Origin of the sequence: Stenotrophomonas sp. PS02297, from assembly GCF_029959705.1 — a bacterium.
In the GTDB taxonomy this organism is placed as follows: Bacteria; Pseudomonadota; Gammaproteobacteria; order Xanthomonadales; family Xanthomonadaceae; genus Stenotrophomonas; species Stenotrophomonas nitritireducens.
Genome location: NZ_JASCOS010000040.1, coordinates 1 through 20613, shown reverse-complemented (window position 1 = coordinate 20613; position 20613 = coordinate 1). Strand labels below are relative to the sequence as shown.

Annotated in this window: 18 protein-coding genes and 1 pseudogene; 7 read left to right on the top strand and 12 right to left on the bottom strand. The window is 69.6% G+C overall.

Going from position 1 to position 20613, the window contains the following annotated elements:
- The first annotated feature begins 43 nt into the window (after positions 1-43).
- Positions 44-2269: an EAL domain-containing protein gene (locus QMX80_RS09910; RefSeq protein ID WP_282276796.1), complete on the top strand. Its 2226-nt coding sequence runs from the start codon at positions 44-46 to the stop codon at positions 2267-2269.
- 2 nt (positions 2270-2271) lie between these two features.
- On the top strand, positions 2272-4191 hold the full coding sequence (locus QMX80_RS09905; RefSeq protein WP_282276794.1) for a sensor histidine kinase: 1920 nt from the start codon (positions 2272-2274) through the stop codon (positions 4189-4191).
- Positions 4192-4484: 293 nt separating this feature from the next.
- Here the strand turns inward: QMX80_RS09905 and QMX80_RS09900 are convergent, their stop codons facing one another.
- Both QMX80_RS09900 and QMX80_RS09895 read right to left on the bottom strand, forming a co-directional pair.
- Positions 4485-5852 carry a sigma-54 dependent transcriptional regulator gene (locus QMX80_RS09900; protein WP_282276792.1) on the bottom strand — a complete coding sequence of 456 codons (1368 nt, stop codon included), beginning with the start codon at positions 5850-5852 and terminating at the stop codon, positions 4485-4487.
- A gap of 62 nt (positions 5853-5914) precedes the next feature.
- Positions 5915-7528, bottom strand: a complete 1614-nt coding sequence (locus tag QMX80_RS09895) for a HAMP domain-containing sensor histidine kinase (protein WP_055771401.1) — start codon at positions 7526-7528, stop codon at positions 5915-5917.
- A 259-nt stretch (positions 7529-7787) separates the two neighbouring features.
- Between QMX80_RS09895 and sucC the strand changes: the two genes are divergently transcribed.
- Positions 7788-8960, top strand: a complete 1173-nt coding sequence (gene sucC / locus QMX80_RS09890; protein ID WP_282276790.1) for an ADP-forming succinate--CoA ligase subunit beta — start codon at positions 7788-7790, stop codon at positions 8958-8960.
- Between the two features lie 23 nt (positions 8961-8983).
- Positions 8984-9859: a succinate--CoA ligase subunit alpha gene (gene sucD / locus QMX80_RS09885; RefSeq protein WP_055771395.1), complete on the top strand. Its 876-nt coding sequence runs from the start codon at positions 8984-8986 to the stop codon at positions 9857-9859.
- Between the two features lie 158 nt (positions 9860-10017).
- On the opposite strand, the gene QMX80_RS09880 is transcribed toward sucD, so the two are convergent.
- The 6 genes from QMX80_RS09880 to purM form a co-directional block, all read right to left on the bottom strand.
- The gene (locus tag QMX80_RS09880; RefSeq protein WP_282276784.1) at positions 10018-10701 is read right to left on the bottom strand and encodes a DUF3108 domain-containing protein; all 684 of its coding nucleotides are present in this window, start codon (positions 10699-10701) and stop codon (positions 10018-10020) included.
- A gap of 2 nt (positions 10702-10703) precedes the next feature.
- Positions 10704-11474: a DUF3108 domain-containing protein gene (locus QMX80_RS09875; protein WP_345782369.1), complete on the bottom strand. Its 771-nt coding sequence runs from the start codon at positions 11472-11474 to the stop codon at positions 10704-10706.
- Positions 11475-11536: 62 nt separating this feature from the next.
- Positions 11537-12196 (bottom strand): phosphoribosylglycinamide formyltransferase, encoded by a 660-nt coding sequence (gene purN, locus QMX80_RS09870; protein ID WP_282276804.1) that lies wholly within the window; start codon positions 12194-12196, stop codon positions 11537-11539.
- Complete coding sequence (locus QMX80_RS09865) at positions 12193-12801, bottom strand: DUF2238 domain-containing protein (RefSeq protein WP_282276782.1); 609 nt, start codon at positions 12799-12801, stop codon at positions 12193-12195. Before QMX80_RS09865 ends, purN begins: the two co-directional genes overlap by 4 nt.
- Positions 12802-12844: 43 nt before the next feature.
- Positions 12845-13288 (bottom strand): hypothetical protein, encoded by a 444-nt coding sequence (locus QMX80_RS09860; protein ID WP_282276781.1) that lies wholly within the window; start codon positions 13286-13288, stop codon positions 12845-12847.
- 25 nt (positions 13289-13313) lie between these two features.
- A complete protein-coding gene (gene purM, locus QMX80_RS09855; protein ID WP_282276780.1) occupies positions 13314-14372 on the bottom strand; it encodes a phosphoribosylformylglycinamidine cyclo-ligase in 1059 nt (352 codons plus the stop codon).
- Positions 14373-14469: 97 nt separating this feature from the next.
- Here purM and QMX80_RS09850 point away from each other — a divergent pair, with 97 nt between their 5' ends.
- Genes QMX80_RS09850 through hda form a run of 3 tightly spaced genes read left to right on the top strand, consistent with a single transcriptional unit; the run spans position 14470 to position 17437 of the window.
- A complete protein-coding gene (locus QMX80_RS09850; protein WP_282276778.1) occupies positions 14470-15579 on the top strand; it encodes a DUF2066 domain-containing protein in 1110 nt (369 codons plus the stop codon).
- The gene (locus tag QMX80_RS09845) at positions 15576-16745 is read left to right on the top strand and encodes an AI-2E family transporter (RefSeq protein ID WP_282276776.1); all 1170 of its coding nucleotides are present in this window, start codon (positions 15576-15578) and stop codon (positions 16743-16745) included. The genes QMX80_RS09850 and QMX80_RS09845 overlap by 4 nt, the downstream gene beginning before the upstream one ends.
- The gene (gene hda, locus QMX80_RS09840; RefSeq protein WP_055771375.1) at positions 16742-17437 is read left to right on the top strand and encodes a DnaA regulatory inactivator Hda; all 696 of its coding nucleotides are present in this window, start codon (positions 16742-16744) and stop codon (positions 17435-17437) included. The genes QMX80_RS09845 and hda overlap by 4 nt, the downstream gene beginning before the upstream one ends.
- Before the next feature lie 354 nt (positions 17438-17791).
- Here the strand turns inward: hda and murU are convergent, their stop codons facing one another.
- The 4 genes and pseudogenes from murU to QMX80_RS09820 all read right to left on the bottom strand — a co-directional run.
- The gene (gene murU / locus QMX80_RS09835) at positions 17792-18493 is read right to left on the bottom strand and encodes an N-acetylmuramate alpha-1-phosphate uridylyltransferase MurU (RefSeq protein WP_282276772.1); all 702 of its coding nucleotides are present in this window, start codon (positions 18491-18493) and stop codon (positions 17792-17794) included.
- The gene (locus QMX80_RS09830; RefSeq protein WP_282276770.1) at positions 18490-19503 is read right to left on the bottom strand and encodes a phosphotransferase; all 1014 of its coding nucleotides are present in this window, start codon (positions 19501-19503) and stop codon (positions 18490-18492) included. Before QMX80_RS09830 ends, murU begins: the two co-directional genes overlap by 4 nt.
- A 92-nt stretch (positions 19504-19595) precedes the next feature.
- Entirely contained in the window at positions 19596-19865 is a 270-nt protein-coding gene (locus QMX80_RS09825; protein WP_055771366.1) for a GlsB/YeaQ/YmgE family stress response membrane protein, read from the bottom strand.
- A 64-nt stretch (positions 19866-19929) separates the two neighbouring features.
- Positions 19930-20613: pseudogene (locus tag QMX80_RS09820) on the bottom strand (peptidase dimerization domain-containing protein); the annotation flags it as partial.

Below are 20613 nucleotides of genomic sequence, written 5' to 3'. Positions count from 1 at the left end.
GGCACGTGTCGGTCCAGTACAGCCGGGTCTGGGGGAAAGGGGCATGAGCGGTAGCGCATGGTCGGGCGACGACAGGATGTTCGAGTTCCGCCAGGAACTGGCCGACAATGGCCAGTCGCCGGACAACACTCCCTTCACCGTCCTCAGCGTCGATGACGACCCCGGCTTCCAGCAGTCGCTGCGGATGGCGCTGTCGGATTTCCGTTTCAATGAAAGCCCGCTGCGGCTGCTGACGGCATCCTCGTCCAGCGAGGCCCGCCAGATGATGGCGGCCAATCCCGGCATCTCCGCGATCCTGCTGGACGTGGTGATGGAGACCGACGACGCCGGCCTGCAACTCGTGCGCGCGGTGCGCGAGCAGATGGGCAACTCCGAAGTGCGCATCGTGCTGATCACCGGCCAGCCCGGCATGGCGCCGCTGCGCAAGACCCTGCAGCAGCTGGACATCAGCGAGTACTGGCTCAAGACCGACCTCTACCGCGAGCGGCTGCAGGGCATCGTCACCGGTTCGCTGCGGACATGGAGCGAGATCCACGCGCTGGCGCGGGCCAAGCGCGGGTTGCAGCACATCGTGCAGGCCGGCAGCCGCCTGGCCGGGCTGCGCGACCCGGACGGTTTCTCGCGGCAGCTGCTGCGAGAACTGGCGGCGCTGCTGGAGGTGCCGCTCGACGGCCTGGTGTGCCTGCACGATGGCGCGGTCGACCTGCCTGCGGACGAGGCGCTGGTGACCGCGGCCGACGGCTGCTTCGAGGCATTGGAAGGCCGCCGCGTGCAGGACATCGCCGACCCGATGGTCCGCGACCTGCTGCTGGATGCATTCGCGTGCCGCTCCAGCATCGGCATGCCGTCCAGCCAGGTGCTGTTCCTCGATGGCGACGGCACGGTGCCGCCGATGGCGATCTACCTGGCGACCGAGCGCTCGCTCGACGCCGAGGAACACGAACTGCTGCAGGTGTTCGTCACCCATGCCAATGCCGGCCTGGTCAACGTCGACCTGGCGGCGCGGCTGGACCGGGTCGCCTACCGCGACAGCCTGCTGGATATTCCCAACGGCAATGCGCTGCGCCGCGACCTGCGGCAGGTACTGGAGCTGCCGCGGCCCTGCGGGCAGAGCCTGCTGGTGGTCGACCTCGGCCAGTACAGCGACGGAAGTCTCGCGCTGGGGCCGGAGCAGGGCGACCTGCTGCTGCAGCGCATGGCCGAGCGGTTGGCGCAGATGTATCCGCCGCCCTGCCACATCGCGCGCCTGCACGAGGGCACCTTCGCCGTGCTCGGGCCGTCGCGCTGGCTGGCCTCCGATCCGGTCGATGCGCTGGAACAGAGCGAGGATGCCGGCGAATTGCCCTTCCTGCGAGTGGATGCGGCGCGGGTCGACCTGGACGTATACCGCGGCGGCGCCGGTGGCGCGCTGGCGGCCGGCCTGCTGCTGGTGAACCGGATCCGCGCCAGCGGCGGGCATGGCGTGGCCGAGTACCAGATCGAGAGCGAGCAGGAGAACCTGCACCGCTTCCTGGAGTCGCGTGCGCTGTACCGCGCGCTGCGCGAGGACCGCATCGGCATCGCGCTGCAGGCGCAGGTGGACCTGCAGAGCGGCGCCATCGTCGGTGCCGAGGCGCTGGCGCGCTGGACCGAGGATGGGCGGCCGATGTCGCCGGCAAGTTTCATCCCGGTCGCCGAGGCCAGCGGCCTGATCGTGCCGCTGGGCGGGCGGGTGATCGAGCTGGCCTGCGATGCCCTGCGCGCGATGGAGCGGGCGGGCTTCCCGGATATCCCGGTGTCGGTCAACGTGTCGCCGCTGCAGTTGCATCGGCGCGAGTTCATCGAGGAACTGGCCGCCACGGTGGCGCGCCACGGCATCGAACCGCGGCGGATGGAACTGGAGATCACCGAAGGTACGGTGATGAGCGACTATCAGGACGGCCGCGAGCTGCTGGCGCGTCTGCGGCGGCTCGGGTTCGGCATCGCGGTGGATGATTTCGGAACCGGCTATTCGTCGCTGCGCTATGTGCATTCACTGCCGGTGACGCGGCTCAAGCTGGACCGGCAGTTCACCGCGGGCGTCGGCGGGGAAGGCGGCGGCGCGAACGTGGCGGACATGATCATCGCGCTGGGCCGCCGGCTGGGCTTGGACATCGTCGCCGAAGGCGTGGAAACCCCCGCCCAGGTCGAATGGCTGCGCCGCCATGAATGCCCCTGCGCGCAGGGCTATCTGTTCGCGCGCCCCGAGCCGGTGGAAGACTTCATCGCGCGGCTGCGCGGCCAGGTCTGAGCATGTGCCGCCTCTGGGAGTCGCCGCGCCTGCGCTGGCAGGAGGCCTGGGCCGCGCTGCGCGCTCACCCATGGCGGGTGACGCTGATCGCCGCGCCCTGGCTGCTGGGCCTGCTGACCGCGCTGCCGGTGCTCTGGTACGAGATGGACCGTGCCGTGCGCCTGCCCGAACGCCAGGCCGCGCACGATGCGGTGGAGAACGCGGCGCAGTCGATGCTGCGCCGGCTGGGGCGGTTGCGCGACGACACCCGCTTTCTCGCCTTCCTGACCCCGCGCCTGCTGGAAAGCGGTTCGCAGGCGCAGCTGCTGGAGACCTACACCAGCTTCCTGATGGCCGGCGGCGACTATCACAAAGTGCGCTGGATGGACGCCACCGGCCGCGAGCGCCTGCGCGTGGACCAGGATGCGGGCAGCATCCGCCGCGTTCCCGGGAGCGCGCTGCAGGACAAGCGTGGCCGGCCGTTCTTCGAGAACGCGCTGCATCTGCAGCCGGGCCAGATCCATCTCTCGCCGCTGGACCTCAATGTCGAGAACGGGCGCATCGAGCAGCCGCTGCGCCCGACCCTGCGCGCCTCCTCATCGTTCCTGCTGGCCGATGGCAGCGCCGGCGTGGCGGTGGTCAACCTGCATGGCAACGTCTTGCTCGAACGCCTGCGCACGCGGGCGGCGCAATCGGGTTTCAGCCTGTACCTGGTCCATCCGCAGGGCTACTGGCTGCTCGGTCCGACTCCCGATGATGCCTGGGGATGGCAGCTGGGCCAGTCCGGGCACACCGTGGCGAACTTCGACCCGGCGCTATGGGCCGCGATGCAGCGGCGTCCATCGGGCGACTGGCACGACTGGAGTTTCTCCACCCTGCAGGCGGCCTGGCGCGGTACCGAAGGCGACCTGCTGGCCCATGCCGACCCGACCCTGGGGCAGCTGCGGCTGCTCGTGCATCGCTCGCGGCCGCCGGCGGCGCGCTGGAAGGCCGCGCTTGGCGGGTTGGCGCTGCTGGGGGTCGTGCTGGTGCTGTGGGTGGTGCTGGGCCAGGCGCGCGGCCTGGCACGCGAGCTGGCCTACATGCAGCGCCTGCGCGACAGCAACGAGGCGCTGGCGCTGGCGAACGGGCATCTGCAGGCGGCGCAGCAGGAACTGGCGCGGGCCGAGCGCCTGTCCTCGCTCGGCCTGATGGTGGCCGGCGTCGCGCACGAAATGAATACCCCCCTGGCCAGCGCGCAGCTGGCGCTGGGCACGCTGCGCAGCGGCGTCGCCCGCCTGCAGGCGCAGATCATGGCGGGCCTGCGCCGGTCCGAACTGGAGAGCTTCCTGGCCGAGGCTGCAAGCGCCTGCGCCCTGGCCGATGGGGAACTGCGGCGTACCTCGGCGCTGGTGAAGCGGTTCAAACAGGTGGCCGTGGACCGCGCGTCGCTGGAGCGCCGTCGCTTCGACCTGGCCGAAGTCCTGCTCGATGCCGATCCGCGCCTGCGCCGCGGGGGCCTGGCCGAGGGCATCGCGCTCGAACTGGACCTGGAACCGGGCATTGCCATGCAGACCTATCCCGGTCCGCTGGAGCAGGTGGTGGCCAATCTGCTCAACAACGCGCTGCTGCACGCGTATCCCGAGGGGAAGGGTGGGCGCATCCGGCTGGCGGCCCGCCGCGATGGCGCCGCGCAGGTCCGGATAGAGGTCGCCGATGACGGCGGCGGCATCGCGCCGGAGGATCTGGCGCGCATCTTCGAGCCGTTCTACACCACGGCACGCAACCGCGGCGGCACCGGCCTGGGGCTGCACATCGTCCACCAGATCGTGACCGAGGTGCTGGGCGGACGGATCGAGGTGCGCAGCCGCCGCGCGGGCGATCCGGGCGACGTGCCGGAGGGAACCTGCTTCACCCTGCATATCCCCTGCGACGGCCCCGAGAGTGTGGCCGAGCCCTTGTAGGCCGAGGCGCTCTAGTGGCGGAGCATGATGGCGATACCCGGAGGGATTGGCTGGGAGGGCTCCAGCGGGGCGTTGCCCCGCTCTGTAGGATGGCGGGGGCCTGTAGCGCCGGGCACCGCCCGGCGGGGCTTGGCCGGGAAAGCTCCAGCGGGGCGTTGCCCCGCTCTACAGGGGGGCGGGGGCTGTAGCGCCGGGCAGCGCCCGGCGGGGCCTGCGCCATAGTGCCCCGGCAGGGCGTCCCCGTGCTGCTGGTCGGTTGTGCGCGCCGGGCGTGGCCCGGCAAGCGGGTGGGCTCAATCCATCCCGAGCTTCTTGAGCTTGTAGCGCAGCGCCCGGAAGGTGATCCCCAGCTGCGCCGCGGTGCGGGTCCGGTTCCAGCGGTTTTCTTCCAGCGCCTTCTGGATGGCCGCGCGCTCCATTTGTTCGATATAGGAGGGAAGGGCGGCATTGCCGGCGTCGATGTCGGCCACGGCTTCTTCGGTGGCCAGTGATGCATCGGTGCGCGGCGCCGGCAGGCGCAGGTCGCTGGCGCCGATGCTGTCGCCATCGACCAGGGCGAGCGCGCGTTCCAGCACATTCTCCAGTTCGCGCACGTTGCCGGGGAAGGCATGGCCGGCCAGCGCGTCCAGCGCCGAGGGCGAGAGCAGCGGCGTGGGCAGCTGCTGCGAACGGGCCAGCCGGCTGAGGATGGCCGCCGCCAGCTGCGGCAGGTCGTTGCGGCGTTCGCGCAGCGGCGGCACGCGCAGTTCGATGACGTTGATGCGGTAGTACAGGTCGTGGCGGAAACGACCGTCCTGTACCAGCATGGCCAGGTCCTTGTGCGTGGCCGACAGGATGCGCACGTCCACCGGCACCTCGGTGGCCGAGCCGACCGGGCGTACGGATTTCTCCTGGATCGCGCGCAGCAGCTTGACCTGCATCTGCAGCGGCAATTCGGCCACTTCGTCCAGGAACAGGGTGCCGCCATGCGCGGCCTGGAACAGTCCGGGCTTGTCGGCATGCGCACCGGTGAAGCTGCCCTTCTTGTGGCCGAAGAACTCGCTCTCCATCAACTCGCCGGGGATGGCGCCGCAGTTGACCGGGATGAACGGCCCGGCCGCGCGCCCGCCTTGGTCGTGGATGGTGCGCGCGACCAGCTCCTTGCCGACGCCGGACTCGCCGACGATGTAGACCGGCGCCTGGCTGCGCGCGACCTTGGTGATGGTGGTGCGCAGGTCGGCCATCGCCTGCGAGTCGCCGAGCAGGCGCGAAGCGCTTTCCGGCGGGGCCGGCGGCGCGGTGCGCTCGCTGTTGTTGAGTTCCAGCGCGTGCTTGACCATGCCGCGCAGCACGCCGATGTCCACCGGCTTGCTGACGAAGTCGAATGCGCCGGCCTTCAAAGCCTCCACCGCCAGGTCCATGCTGCCGAAGGCGGTGATCATGGCCACCGGCGTGCGCGGGTGATCGCGTGCGATCTCGGTGACCAGTTCGATGCCGTTGCCGTCGGGCAGGCGCATGTCGGTCAGGCACAGGTCGAAGCTGTTGCTGGCCAGCAGTTCGCGGGCCTCGGCCAGGTTGGCGGCGGTGCTGATGCGCAGTCCCATCCTGCCCAGGGTCAGGACCAGGAGTTCGCGGATGTCCCGCTCGTCGTCGACGACCAGCGCGCTATGCGTCACGTTCATGTTGAAAACGATAGCCGAGTCCGAGGCTGGACGTCATCTTCGGCGCCCGGCCTGCACCCGGATCAGGCGGCGAACGCGCCGTGCGGCGCGGCCATGACGATGCGGAAACAGGCGCCGCGGGTCGGTACCGGGATGTATTCCAGCTGCGCCTGGCTGGCCCGGCACAGCTCGCGGGCGATGTACAGGCCCAGTCCGGTGCCGTGTTCGGAGGTGGTGTAGAACGGCCGGAACAGCTGCGTGGCCACTCCCTCGGGGATGCCGGGGCCGCGATCGATCACGTCGATCACCGCATGGCGGCCGGAGGATGCGACGCGGATCCGCACCCGCGCCGGTTCGTCGCCCATGCGGCCGTATTTGAGCGCGTTGTGCACCAGCGCGGTCAGGACCTGGTGCAGGTGGCGCGGGTCCATCAGCGCCGGCACCGAGGACTCGCGGATGATGGATTCCACGTCATCGGTCTCGGTGGACAGCGTCTGCCGGTACTCCAGCACGAAGCGGCGCACGAAGCTGGCCAGGTCCAGGTTTTCGGGGCTGGCGCGCTCGCGGCGGGCCAGCGCCAGCACGCTCTCGACGATGCCGTTGGTGCGCTGGCACTGCTGGTGGATGATCTGCAGCAGGCGCCGGTCGGCATCGCCCAGGTCGTTTGATTCCTCCAGCAGCTGGGTGGCGTAGTTGATCGCCGCCAGCGGGTTGCGGATCTCGTGGGCGAGGCTGGCCGAGAAGCGGCCCAGGGTTGAAAGGGTCAGCGACTCGGCGCGGCGCGAGACCACGCTGGTGTCGTCCAGGAACAGCAGGGTCTGGTCGCTGTCGGCCAGCAGGCGGGCGAAACGCGGCTGTACTTCGGCCTGGCCGTTGGCCAGCTGCAGCGGCAGCTCCTCGCCGTTGGAATCGGCGCGCCAGCGCTGCAGGCGCCGGGCCAGCTCCGGCGCGATCTGTCCCAGCCGCGCCTCGCCGCCGGCCAGCCCGTCGCCGGCTTCGCCGAGCAGGGCGGCGGCGGCCTCGTTGGCCAGGGCGATGCGGCCGCCGCCATCGACCACCAATACGCCGGTGCGCATGCGGCGGATGATCAGCTCGTTGATCTCGAACAGATTGGCGACCTCGGCGCCGCGCCGCTCGGCCAGCTGCTGGTTGCGGCGGGCGCGGTTGCCGATCTGGTAGCTGATCCAGGCCAGGGCGAGGTAGCTGGTGATGAACATCGCCAGCTCGGCCAGGGTGCGGGTGCTCCCGCCGCCCTCCAGTTCGCGCCAGCCGAATTCGGCCACGGTGGCGATGCTGGCCACCAGCGCCACCAGCATGCCGCGCGACAGCGGCAGCAGCATGGCCGCGGCGGAGATGTTGAACAGCAGGGTCATCGAGATGCCGGCGCTGGCGCCGGGCAGCGCATGGGTGAGCAGGGTGGCGGCGAGGATGTCGGTCACCGCCCCCCAGAACACCAGCGGCTGCAGCCAGCGCTCGTTGCGGCCCCATGCCAGCAGGCCCAGCGCGACCGGCAGGTAGCCGATGGAGACCGCGCGCGCCAGCACGGGATGGTGCGCCTCGCTCATCAGCGCGCTCAGCGGGCTGAACACCAGCGCCGCGATCAGGCTGGCGATCAGCACCCGGTACAGCGCGAAGAAATAGAGCTCGCGCCGCGGTATCGATTCGATGCGGTCGATCAGCGAGGAACGGGAAGACAAGTGCGGGGCTCCGGCGACGGGCGGCAGGAAGGAGTATAGGTGCGGGCGGGAGCCGCCGCGGGCCGCCGGCCATCCCGGCGCGGCGGTCGGCAAGTGGCTGAAATGGCGCGTGATTCCGCCCTTTTCGTGGTTCCGGGCTGGCCTTTACTTTGCGCCACGGGCCGCGGTCGGCGACAATGGTGGGCCCGCCCGCCCTGCAGGAAGGCCATCCAATGGCCCTGCGGACTCGTGGCGGTTGTTCCCATTCCCACGGTGACGCATGAATTTCCACGAGTACCAGTCAAAACAGCTGCTTGCCGAATACGGCATCCCGGTTCCGGCCGGCAAGGTCGCGGCTACCCCGGACGAGGCTGTAGCAGTTGCCCAGTCGCTGGGCCAGGGCCCCTGGATGGTCAAGGCGCAGATCCACGCAGGCGGCCGCGGCAAGGCCGGCGGCGTCAAGTTCTGCAAGACCGTCGAAGACGTCAAGGCCGCTGCGGCCAAGATGCTCGGCACCAAGATGGCCACCTACCAGACCGCCGGCGTCGAGCTGCCGATCAACCTGGTGCTGGTGACCACCGCCGGTGAGATCGTCAAGGAGCTGTACCTGTCGGTGCTGGTCGATCGTGGCACCCGCACCATCAGCTTCATCGCCTCCTCGGAAGGCGGCATGGAGATCGAGCAGGTCGCTGCCGAAACCCCGGACAAGATCCACACCCTGAACGTGGACTTCGTCGAGGGCGTGCAGGGTTACCACGGCCGCGACATCGGCTTCAAGATGGGCCTGACCGCCAAGCAGGCCAGCCAGTTCGCCAGCATCATGGTCAACCTGTACCGCATCTTCAACGAAAAGGACCTGGCGCTGGTTGAGATCAACCCGCTGGCCATCCTGGACGACGGCAACCTGTACGCACTGGACGGCAAGTTCAACAGCGACGACAACGCCGCGTTCCGTCACAAGGAACTGGTCGCCATGCGCGACAAGTCCCAGGAAGACGAAACCGAAGTGACCGCTTCGGAGCTGGACATCAACTACGTCACCATGGACGGCAACATCGGCTGCATGGTGAACGGCGCCGGCCTGGCCATGGCCACCATGGACGTCATCAAGCTCAACGGCGGCGAGCCGGCGAACTTCCTGGACGTGGGCGGCGGCGCGAACAAGCAGCGCGTGATCGAGGCGTTCAAGCTGATCCTGTCCTCGGACAAGGTCGAGGGCATCTTCGTCAACATCTTCGGCGGCATCGTCCGCTGCGACATGATCGCCGAAGGCATCATCGCCGCGGTCAAGGAAGTGGGCGTCAAGGTTCCGGTCGTGGTGCGCCTGGAAGGCACCAACGTGGAAGAAGGCAAGCAGCTGCTGCGCGACAGCGGCATGGCCATCATCCCGGCCGACAACATCAACGACGGCGCCAAGAAGGTCGTTGAAGCGGTCAAGAACGCCGCCGCCTGACCCACGACACCGAAGGAAATCCCATGAGCGTTTTGATCAACAAGAACACCAAGGTGATCGTGCAGGGCTTCACCGGCCAGCAGGGCACCTTCCACGCCACCCAGATGATCGAGTACGGCACCCAGGTCGTCGGCGGCGTCACCCCGGGCAAGGGCGGCACCACCCACATCGACCTGCCGGTGTTCAACACCGTAGCCGATGCCGTGCAGTCCACCGGCGCCAATGCGTCGGTCATCTACGTGCCGCCGCCGTTCGCGGCCGACGCGATCCTGGAAGCCGCGGCCGCCGGCATCAAGGTCATCGTCTGCATCACCGAAGGCATCCCGGTGCTGGACATGCTGCGCGTGGACAACGTGCTGAAGGGCTCGCACCCGGATACCGTGCTGATCGGGCCGAACTGCCCCGGCGTGATCACCCCGGGCGAGTGCAAGATCGGCATCATGCCGGGCCACATCCACATGCCGGGCAAGATCGGCATCGTGTCGCGTTCGGGCACCCTGACCTATGAAGCGGTCAAGCAGACCACCGAAGTCGGCCTGGGCCAGTCCACCTGCATCGGCATCGGCGGCGACCCGATCAACGGCCTGAACTTCGTCGACTGCCTGAAGCTGTTCAACGAAGACCCGCAGACCGAAGGCATCATCATGGTCGGCGAAATCGGCGGCGACGCCGAGGAAGCCGGTGCGGAGTACATCAAGGCCCACGTGAAGAAGCCGGTCGTCGGCTTCATCGCCGGCGCCTCGGCTCCGGCCGGCAAGCGCATGGGCCACGCCGGTGCGATCGCCTCGGGCGGCAAGGGCACCGCGGAAGGCAAGTTCGCCGCGATGGAAGCCGCCGGCGTCGTCACCGTCCGTTCGCCGGGCGACCTGGGCGCCGCCATCGCCAAGCTGGTCAAGTAAGACCAGCCGCGACGCGCAACGAGAGGCCGCCTCCGGGCGGCCTTTTCGTTTGTGCGCTATCGCTGCTCCTGTTTTTGTAGGAGCGACTTCAGTCGCGATGAAGCTTTCCCGGTGAAGCCCCTCGCGACTGAAGTCGCTCCTACAGGGGTTGCCGCGGCTCAGCGCAGCGACTTGATCGTCAGGTCCAGCGCGTCCTTGCCGCCTTCGCGCTGCAGCAGGCGCACCGGCACCGGCATGCCGGGCGCGATCCAGGCGATCTGTTCCTTGTTGCCATCCACGCGCGAGACCTTGGTCGCTTCCACGGTCTTGCCGTCGATGGTCATGTTTTCCTTGCCGACGACGCGGTAGGAAAGCGTCTTGGCCCGGCCGTCGTCCACCATCCGGTAGTTGAGCGGCTTGCCGGCGGCGACGTCGCGGGCGATGGCCAGGTTGATCAGCAGGCCGTCCATGTCGCCGCTCTGCAGCGCCACCGGTCCGCGCCGTTCCGGCTTCACGTCGCCGCTCCAGGTGGCCTGGTTGCTGCCCCAGTCGTAGCGCGCATCGACCGCGCGGCGCTTGAACGGAATCACCGAGGCGTCGTGGCCGCTCAGCGGGCGCAACTGGCCGCTGCGTTCTTCGAACAGGGTGCTCTGGCTCAATTCGGCCAGCTGGTTCTTGACCTGCAGCGTGTAGCGCCACTTGCCGCCGTTCTCCGCGGCCAGGGTCATCACGCCGTTGGCCTGCAGGCCCATGTAGCTGGCCTGGTAGTTGGCGGTGAAGGGCTGCACGGCGAAGGCGGGCAGGCTGGCCAGCGCGGCGAAGGTCGCGGCCGCCAGCGGAAGGGGGCGCAGGAAGGATTTCATGCTCAGGCTCCTTGGTATTCGGTCAGGCGCAGATCGATGGCGTCCTCGCCATCCTCGCGTTGCAGGATGCGCACGGGGGTCGGCACGCCGTTGGCGATCCACATGATGGTTTCGTCGTTGCCGCCATTGGTGCGGTAGACGCGCAGCGCGTCGTAGCTGAGGTCGCCGACCTGCACGGTCTCGGTGCCGGCGGCGGCCTGGTACTCGTACTGGCGCACCCGGCCCACGTCCACGTAGCGGTAGCGCAGCGGCTGGCCGGGGCGGGCGTCGCGCATCAGCGACAGGTTGAGCAGCAGCGCGCTCTGGTCGCCGCGCTGCAGCGGGATCGGGCGCTGGCGTTCCTTCTTCAGGTCGCCCTGCCACTGTGCGGTGCCTTCCCGCCAGTCGTAGGTGCCGGTGACCTTCCTGCCGAGGAACAGCGCCTTCTTCACCGTGCTCTGGCTCAAGGGCACGTACACCGAGCCCTCGTTGTCGAAGACCATGCTCTGCTCCAGGTTCAGGCCGAGCACTCCGGCGAAGCCGCGGCGGCCGCGCACGGCCATGTCCACGCGCCAGCGGGCGCCATCGTCGTGGACCACGCGCATGGTCGCGTCGCCTGCCTCCTTGCCCTTGTAGAAGGCCTGGTAGGTGGCGACGAACGGCTGCAGCGCCGGCGGATCCCACTCTGCCGGCGGCAAGGCCGCTGCACCGGCGGGCACCGTTTCCTGGGCCAGGACCGGCAGGGCGGTCAGCAGGCTTGCCAGCAGCATCGGTTTGAGGAGGGCGATCGTCATGCTCGGGTCGAGGCGGGTGGGACGTGGATCATGCCAGCCTGCGCATCAGCGGCATGTGCGGATCAGCGGTGCAGCGTTCCGGCGGAATCTAGGCGCAGCGGATTAAACAGGGACTGACCATCGAGCAGGACCGTGCCATCCCGTTCAGCTAAGCGCCCTTCGATGAGCAGGCGCACCGTCGCCAGCAGCAGCGGGTGTTCGACCGCAAGCACCCGCGCGGCCAGGGTATCGGGGCTGTCGCCGGCCAGCACCGGCACCCGAGCCTGGGCGATCACCGTGCCGGCATCCAGTTCAGGCACGACGAAATGGACGCTGGCGCCATGCTCCGCGTCGCCGGCCTCAAGGGCGCGGGCGTGGGTGTGCAGGCCCTTGTGCAGCGGCAGCAGCGACGGATGGATGTTGACCAGGCGGCCGGCGAAACGCTGCACGAAGCCGGCGCCGAGGATGCGCATGTAGCCGGCGCAGACGATCCAGTCCGGCGCGCAGGCGGCTACCGCGTCGCCGAGCGCGGTGTCGAAGGCTTCGCGGTTGGCGAAGTCCCGGGGCGGGCGCGCCCAGCGCAGTTCCGACGCCACCTTGTCCAGCGCCGCGGCGGCGGGTTTGTCGGAGAACGCGCCGGCGATCCGGGCATCCAGTTGTCCGGCGGCGATGCCGTCCAGCAGGCACTGCAGGTTGCTGCCGCGCCCGGAGGCGAGCACGGCGATGCGGGCCGGCGCGCTCATCGCCAGGCCCGCCTGGACAGCGGCCACGCCAGCAGGCTGCCGATCGTGGCCAGCAGCATGTCGGCATGCGCATCCCAGGCATCGCCCTGCTGGCCGTTGTAGGCCTCGGCCGCTTCCGGCGACAACGCCAGGGCGATGCCCCATTCCAGCCACTCGTAGACCAGGCTGGAACACATGACCGCCATCACCGCCAGGGCAAACGCCTGCCCGCCGCGCAGCGCCGGCCACGCATGGCGCGCCAGCTGGGCCAGCGCCGGGGTGAAGCAGACGCCATAGAGGAAGTGGATCAGCCGGTCGAAATGGTTGCGCTGCCAGCCAAAGGCCGCGCCGGGCGACCAGCCGGCCAGCCCCTGCAGCCATGCCTCGTACGGCACGTTGGAATACAGCCAGCGCGCGCCGACGCAGTGCAGGGCGATGAAGCCGCAGATCGCGGCGAAGGCGCCGGTACCCAGCGGCCAGCGCCGGTCAATCCACCACAGCGCCACCAGCCCGGCAACGCTCAGCGAGCTGTGCAGGGCCTGCTCCAGCGGCCACAGCGGCTTGATCCACGTGAGCAGGAACACGGCCAGCACGCCGATGAACGCAGCCCTCTTGGCAAGACTCATGCGATGCGGCCCGGATGCGGGAGGAAGGGCGATGGCGCGTTGTTCAAGCGAAAGCCGCCTTGACCGCAGGACGCATCAGCACGATCAGGGTGAATACGCCGAGCACCGTGCCGAAGGGCATCATCATGCAGGAAATGGCGGCCACCACCAGGCACAGCGTGTGGCGCCGGCGCCGTCCCAGGCAACGGCCGGCATAGGCCATGAACCCGGCCAGGGTCAGGCCGCAGACGATGAAAGCGCCGGCGAAGGCGACGAAGAACCAGCCGAACAGTTGCGGGTCCAGGGCCTGCGCTCCGGACGTGCCCTGGTCCATCGGCAGTTTGCCGGTGACCATGGCCAGCCCCATCGCCAGGTGCAGCACGGGGAACAACGAAAACAGCCCGGTGATCGCCGCCACCACGTAGTGGAAGATCGACAGCAGGCGCAGCTGGCTGGCGTCCTCGTCGGTCAGCGTGGGCGGCGGAACCGGAGCATTCACTGCGTCCATGGGGCACCTTGACGGGGTGGAGGCCTCAGCCGATGCGCACGCGCTCGCTGCCGTCGGCCGCAACGACCTTGCCGATGCTCCAATGCGCCAGCTGCAGCGCATCGAGCGAAGCGTCGATGGCGGCGGCGTGGTCGGCCGGCACCAGCAGCACGAAGCCGATGCCGCAGTTGAAGGTGCGCCACATCTCGCTGTCGGCGACGTTGCCCTCGCGCTGCAGCCACTGGAATACCGGCGGCAGGGTCCAGCTGCCCGCATCGATTTCCAGGCCCAGGCCCTCGGGCACGACGCGGATGATGTTCTCGGTCAGGCCGCCACCGGTGATGTGGGCCATGCCGTGGATGGTGGCGCCGTGTTCCTTGAGCAGCGACAGGATCGGCTTGACGTACAGCCGGGTCGGCGCCATCAGCGCGTCCACCAGCTTCACGCCGTCTTCCAGCACCAGGTCGGCCGGCTGGCCGGCGCGGTCGTAGATGCGGCGCACCAGTGAATAGCCGTTGGAATGCGGGCCGGAAGAGGCGATGCCGATCAGCACGTCGCCCTGGCGCACGCTGGAGCCGTCCTTCAGCTCGCTCTTCTCCACCGCCGCCACGGTGAAGCCGGCGAGATCGTACTCGCCCGGGGCGTACATGTCGGGCATCTCGGCGGTCTCGCCGCCGATCAGCGCGCAGCCGGCCTCGGTGCAGCCGTTGGCGATGCCGCCGACCACGGCCGCAGCGGTGTCGATGTCCAGCTTGCCGGTGGCGAAATAATCCAGGAAGAACAGCGGCTCGGCGCCCTGCACCAGCACGTCGTTCACGCACATGGCGACCAGGTCGATGCCGATGGTGTCGTGGCGGCCGAGCTGCTGGGCCAGCTTGAGCTTGGTGCCGACGCCGTCGGTGCCGGAGACCAGCACCGGCTCGCGGTACTTGCCCGACAGGTCGAACAGCGCGCCGAATCCACCCAGCCCGCCCATCACCTCGGGACGGAAGCTGCGCTTGACCAGCGGCTTGATGCGTTCGACCAGTTCGTTGCCCGCGTCGATGTCCACGCCGGCGTCACGGTAGGTCAGGGGAGAGTTGGCGGAAGTCGGGGTGTTGGTCACGGTCGGCTGCGCTGGCGGGGTGAACGGGCGATTTTAACAGGCCACGTTGGCGCCAAGGCCGCATTCGGGCAACAATTCCCACCGGAACCGTCGAGCAATGGAACCCTCAATGCGTCGCAGCCTGGCCTTTTTCCTGTTTCTGGCGTCCTGCCTGTCCGTCCCGGCGGCGCTTGCGCAGTCCGGCGTGCGCACCGAGGGCGACGTGGCCAGTGCGCAGAATCCCTACGAAGCCGAGGTGCCGGTCAACAGCCAGAGCGACGCCGACCGCAACGGCGCCCTGGCGCGCGCGCTGGGCGCGGTGCTGGCCAAGCTGTCCGGCGACCGCAGCGCGATGACCCGGCCGGGCGTGGCGCAGGCGCTGCGCAGCGCCAGGGACATGGTGGAAAGCTACGACTACCGGCAGGACCAGAGCACGTCGGCCGCCGGCGCGCCGAGTTTCCGCACCATGCTGGTGGCGCGCTTCCGCCAGGACGACGTGGATGGACTGGTCGCGGCGCTGGGCCTGCCGATATGGCCGCAGCCGCGGCCCAAGCCGGTGGTGTGGATGGCGATCGACGACGGCAGCGGTCCGCGCCTGGTCGGCGTGCAGCAGTCGAACGCGGCCCGCCCGCTGCTGGATCGCGCCATCGAACGCGGCTTCCGCCTCGGACTGCCCGGCGGCGGCGCGGCCGAGCAGGCGCTGGTCGGCGCGATCTGGCGCCAGGACACCGCCGCCATCGCCCGCGCATCGGCGCGCTACGCGCCGCCGATGCAGCTGGTCGGCAAGCTTTACCGCGCCAGCGGTGGCGGCTGGATGGCCGACTGGGTATTCGTCGACGACGGCCGCGAACTGGCCAAATGGAGCACCCGCGACGGCGATGCGCGCCGCGCGATGGCCGGCGGCGCCGATGGCGCGGCCGATGCGCTGGTCAAGCGCTATGCCAAGGCGCCGGTGGCCGGCGCGGCCGGCATCTATCGCATCCGCGTCAGCGGCATCCGCACCGCGGCCGATTACCTGCGCGTGGCTGCGACCCTGCAGTCGGTGGCGGTGGTGCGTTCGATCGTGCCGGTGCAGGCTTCCGGCGACCGCCTGGAACTGGACCTGGAGTTGATGAGCGGCCTGCAGGGGCTGAACCGCATGCTTGGCGCCGACGCCGCACTGCAGCCGGTGGCGCCGCCCACCGAGGGCGCCACCGCGTCCTCCCCGGCCGAGTACCGCGTCCGATGAGCGGCGCCGCCGATGCCGAAATCGCGCTGTTCCTGCGCCGCCTGAAATGGGCGGTGCTGGGCGCCTTCGCGCTGTGGGTGATATGGCTGCTGGCGCCGATCCTGACGCCGTTCGTGGTCGCGCTGATGCTGGCCTGGCTGGGCGATCCGCTGGTGGACCGGCTGGAGGCGCGTGGCCGCTCGCGCAATACCGCGGTGATCCTGGTGTTCGCGTTGATGGTCCTGCTGCTGGCGCTGGCGCTGCTGATCCTGGTGCCGATGATCCAGCGCCAGATCGTCACCCTCGTGGCCGCGCTGCCGCAGGCGCAGGAGTGGCTGATGGGCACGGCGCTGCCGTGGATCGAACGGCGTACCGGCGTGGAGATCCTCGGCTGGCTGGAACCCGAGCGCCTGTTCGAATGGGTGCGCGCGCACTGGCAGCAGGCCGGCGGCGCGGCGTCCACCCTGTTCGGCTATCTGTCGCGCTCGGGGTTCGCGATGGTGGCCTGGGTGGTGAACCTGGCGCTGCTGCCGATCCTGGCCTACTACTTCCTGCGCGACTGGGACCGGCTGGTCGAGCGCGTCGCGTCGATGATCCCGCGCAACCACATCGAGATCGTGTCGCGGCTGGCGCGCGAATCCAACGACGTGCTCGGCGCCTTCATCCGCGGGCAGATCGCGGTGATGCTGGCGCTGGGCGTGGTCTATGCGGTCGGCCTGTCGGTGGTGGGGCTCAACCTGGGCCTGCTGATCGGCCTGATCGCCGGGCTGATCAGCTTCATCCCCTACCTGGGCGCCACCACCGGCGTGGTGCTGGCGGTGCTGGCGGCACTGGTGCAGGCGCAGGGCTTTGACGTGAAGCTGCTGGCGCTGGTCGGCGTGGTGTTCACCATCGGCCAGCTGCTGGAAAGCTATGTGCTCACCCCGCGCATCGTCGGCGACAAGATCGGCCTGCACCCGGTGGCGGTGATCTTCGCGGTAATGGCCGGCGGCCAGCTGTTCGGCTTCCTCGGCATGCTGCTGGCGCTGCCGGCAGCGGCGGTGATCAACGTGCTGCTGCGCTATGCGCATGAACGCTACCGGCAGAGCGAACTGTATGCCGGGCATGGCCCGACCATCGTGCTGCAGTCCAGCGGCGAGCCCGCTCCGGGCATGGGCATCGTGCCGAAGGACGTCGAACCGAAGTGAGCGTGCCGCAGTTGCCGCTGGCCCTGCGCTATCCGCCGGACCAGCGATTGGAAAGTTTCATCGGCGCCCCGGACGGGGCGCTGGCGCAGTTGCGCGCCGCCGCCACCGGCGGCAGCCGCGACTGGGTCTACCTGGTCGGGCCGGCGGGGAGCGGCAAGACGCATCTGGCGCTGGCCGTCTGCGCCGCTGCCGAGCAGGCCGGGCGCGGTTCGGCCTATCTGCCGTTGCTGGCCGCTTCCGGGCGCCTGCGCGACGCGCTGGAGGCGCTGGAAGGGCGCGACGTGGTCGCACTGGATGGACTGGACGCGATCGCCGGCCAGCGCGAGGACGAAGTGGCGCTGTTCGACTTCCACAACCGCGCGCGCGCCGCCGGCGTGACCCTGCTGTATACCGCCACGGCCGCGCCCGACGCGCTTGGGCTGGTGCTGCCCGACCTGCGCTCGCGCCTGTCGCAATGCGGACGCATCGTGCTGGACGCGCTGGATGACGACGGACGTGGCGCGGTGCTGCGCGAACGCGCCATCCGGCGCGGGCTGGCGCTGGACGAGGCCGCCATCGACTGGCTGCTCACCCGCACCGGCCGCGACCTGGGCGGGCTGGTGGTACTGCTGGACCGTCTCGACCGCGAATCGCTGGCGGCCAAGCGCCGCATCACCGTACCGTTCCTGCGCAAGGTGCTGGACGCGTCCTGAGCGGCGCGTGCAACCTGCCGCAAATGTAGAGCGGGGCACCGCCCCGCTGGGGCTTCACCGGGCAAGCCCCGCCGGGCGTTGCCCGGCGCTACAGAGCCGCAGCGATCTGTTCCTTTTAGAGCGGGGCATCGCCCCGCTGTGGCTTCACCGGGCAAGCCCCGCCGGGCGCTGCCCGGCGCTACAGGGGCGCGGCGATCTGTTCCTTGTAGAGCGGGGCACCGCCCCGCTGGGGCTTCACCGGGCAGGCCCCGCCGGGCGCTGCCCGGCGCTACAGGGGCGCGGCGGTCTGTTCCTGGTAGAGCGGGGCACCGCCCCGCTGGGGCCTCACCGGGTAAGCCCCGCCGGGCGCTGCCGTCAGCGCAGTGCTTCTTCCAGCGCCTGCAGCCGCTGCGGAGTGCCGACGTCGGTCCACTGGCCGCGGTGGTGCTGGCCGCTGATGCGGCCCCGCGCCATGAAGTGCTTCTGCAGCGGCACTACGCTGAAGCGCGGTGGGGTGCGCTCGCTGCCCGGCGCTTCGCCGATCACCTTGCGCCAGCCATCGAGGATCGACGGGCGGTACATGCCGATGCCGGCATAGGTCAGGCAGGGCGCGTCGCGGTCGTGGTGCAGCAGGCCCTGCGCGTCGAGGCGGTAGTCGCCCTGCGGATGCTGCGGCGGGTTGTCCACCAGTACCAGGTGCGCTTCGCCAGCCGGCTCGCGCGGCAGCAGCGAGAAGTCGAAGTCCGTCCAGATATCGCCATTGACCACGATGAAGGGCGCGTCGCCCAGCAGCGGCAGCGCATTGAGCATGCCGCCGCCGGTTTCCAGCGGCGTGGGGCCCTCGAAGGCATAGTGCAGGCGCAGGTTCCAGCGGCTGCCGTCGCCCAGCGCCGCGGGGAACTGCTCTGCCAGCCATGACGTGTTGATCACCACTTCGCGCACGCCGAGCGCGGCCAGCTTTTCCAGATGCCATGCGATCAACGGCCGGCCGCCGGCGTGCAGCAGCGGCTTGGGCGTGTGCTCGGTGAGCGGGCGCATGCGCTCGCCCAGCCCCGCGGCGAAGACCAGCGCCTTCACTGTGCGGCCCGTCCGGCCAGCGCCGGCTTGATCCGCTGCTCCAGCAGCGCCAGCATGCCGGACAGTTGCGGATGGCGCGGCAGCACCTCGTCGAGATAGGCGATGAAGCGCGGCACGTCTTCCAGGTAATGGCTCTTGCCGTCGCGATAGTGCAGGCGGGAGAAAATGCCGAGGATCTTCAGGTGCCGCTGCACTCCCATCCAGTCGGCATCGCGCAGGAAGGTGGCGCGGTCGGGCACCGGCAGGCCAGCGGCGCGCGCGTGTTCGTGGTAACGCGCCAGCCAGCCGTCCACGCGTTGCAGTGGCCAGCTCAGGAAGGCGTCCTTGAACAGGCTCACCGGGTCGTAGGCGATGGGGCCGCGCACCAGGTCCTGGAAGTCCAGCACCGCTGGCCCATCCGCCACCGGCATCAGGTTGCGCGGCATGAAGTCGCGATGGGTCATCAGCTGCGCCTGGCCCAGCGCGTTGTCCATCAACCGCCGCTGCGCCAGTTGCAGGCCTTCGACCTCGCCGCAGTCCAGCTGCAGGCCGAGATGGCGCTGCAGGAACCATTCGTCGAACAGGCCGGCGTCGCGCTGCAGCAGGGCTTCGCCGAAATGGCCGAAGCCCTCCGGCACCGGTATCGACTGCAGCCGGATCAGCTGCTCCATGGCGCGGTCGAACCACGCGTCGGCATTGTCGGCATCCAGCAGCCGCGCCAGGGTCGGTGCGCCGAGATCTTCCAGCAGCAGGAAGCCGGCCTCCAGGTCCTGCGCGAGCAGGGCCGGCACCCGCAGCCCGTGCGCCAGCAGCAGTTCGCGCATGCGCAGCCAAGGCCGCGGATCTTCCAGACCGGGCGGGGCGTCCATGACGATGTGGCTGCCGTTCTGGCCAGTGACGCGCCAGTAGCTGCGGAAACCTGCGTCCACCGAGGCACGCTCGATGTCGGCCGCGCCATCGCCGAGGCGGGTGCGGGCCCATTCCAGGCGCTGCCGCGCGCGCTGCGGTTCGAGGGAAATATCCAGGGTCATCGGTGGAGCGTGCTCGCAGGTACCAGTGGGCCGGCCACGGGGCGCCGGCGCCCTCGTGGCCTCCCCGAATTCTTTGGGAAAAGGTGGGGCGTTCAGCGCTTGCCGCTGACCAGCCGCAACAGTGCCAGCAAGGCGATGGCGCCGATGATGGCGCCGACGAAGCCTGCCGGTTGCCCGGCCGCGTACCAGCCCATTTCGCGGCCGAACCAGCCGGCGGACACCGCGCCGGCAATGCCCAGCACGATGGTCAGCAGGCAGCCCATGCGGTTGTTGCCGGGCATGAAGAAACGTCCGAGCAGGCCGACCACGAAGCCGACCAGGATGATGTACAGCCAGCTGTCGCTGCCAAACAGTCCGCTCATGTGCCCGCCCGCCTCAAGGAAAAACGCAGCCTAGCAAGGCCAGGCTGCGTCGTCATCGCGCCGCTCAGCAGCAGCCGTGGCCGCCGTGGCGGGTGCCGCTGTCGGCCGCCACGGGCGAGCCGCTGGTCTCGCCGCGCAGGCTGGCCGCGTGGTGGTCGAACAGCACCTTGGACACGCAGGAGGTGACGCGCTTGCCCATCGGGATGTGCAGGAACTCGTTCGGGCCGTGCGCATTGGAGTGCGGGCCGAGCACGCCGGTAATCATGAACTGGGCGCCCGGGAACTTCTCACCCAGCATGCCCATGAACGGGATCGAGCCGCCTTCGCCCATGTACATCGCCGGCTTGCCGAAGAAGGCCTGGCTGGCGTCGTCGATGGACTGCTCCAGCCACGGCGCCATCGCCGGGGCGTTCCAGCCGGTGGAGGCCTTTTCCAGGTCCAGGGTCACGTGCGCGCCGTTCGGCGGGTCACGCAGCAGCGCTTCCTTCAGCAGCTCGCCGCAGGCCTTGCCGTTGGCGGTCGGCGGCAGGCGCAGCGACAGCTTCACCGAGGTTTCCGGGCGCAGCACGTTGCCGGCCGACTCCAGCGGCGGCATGCCGCCGATGCCGGTCACCGACAGGGCCGGGCGCCAGGTGCGGTTGAGCACCAGCTCGGTCAGGTCGTCGTTCATCGGCTTGAGGCCGTCGACCAGCGGGAACTTGTCGAAGATGGCGGTATCGACCACGTCGGCCGCGCGCCTGGCCTGCTC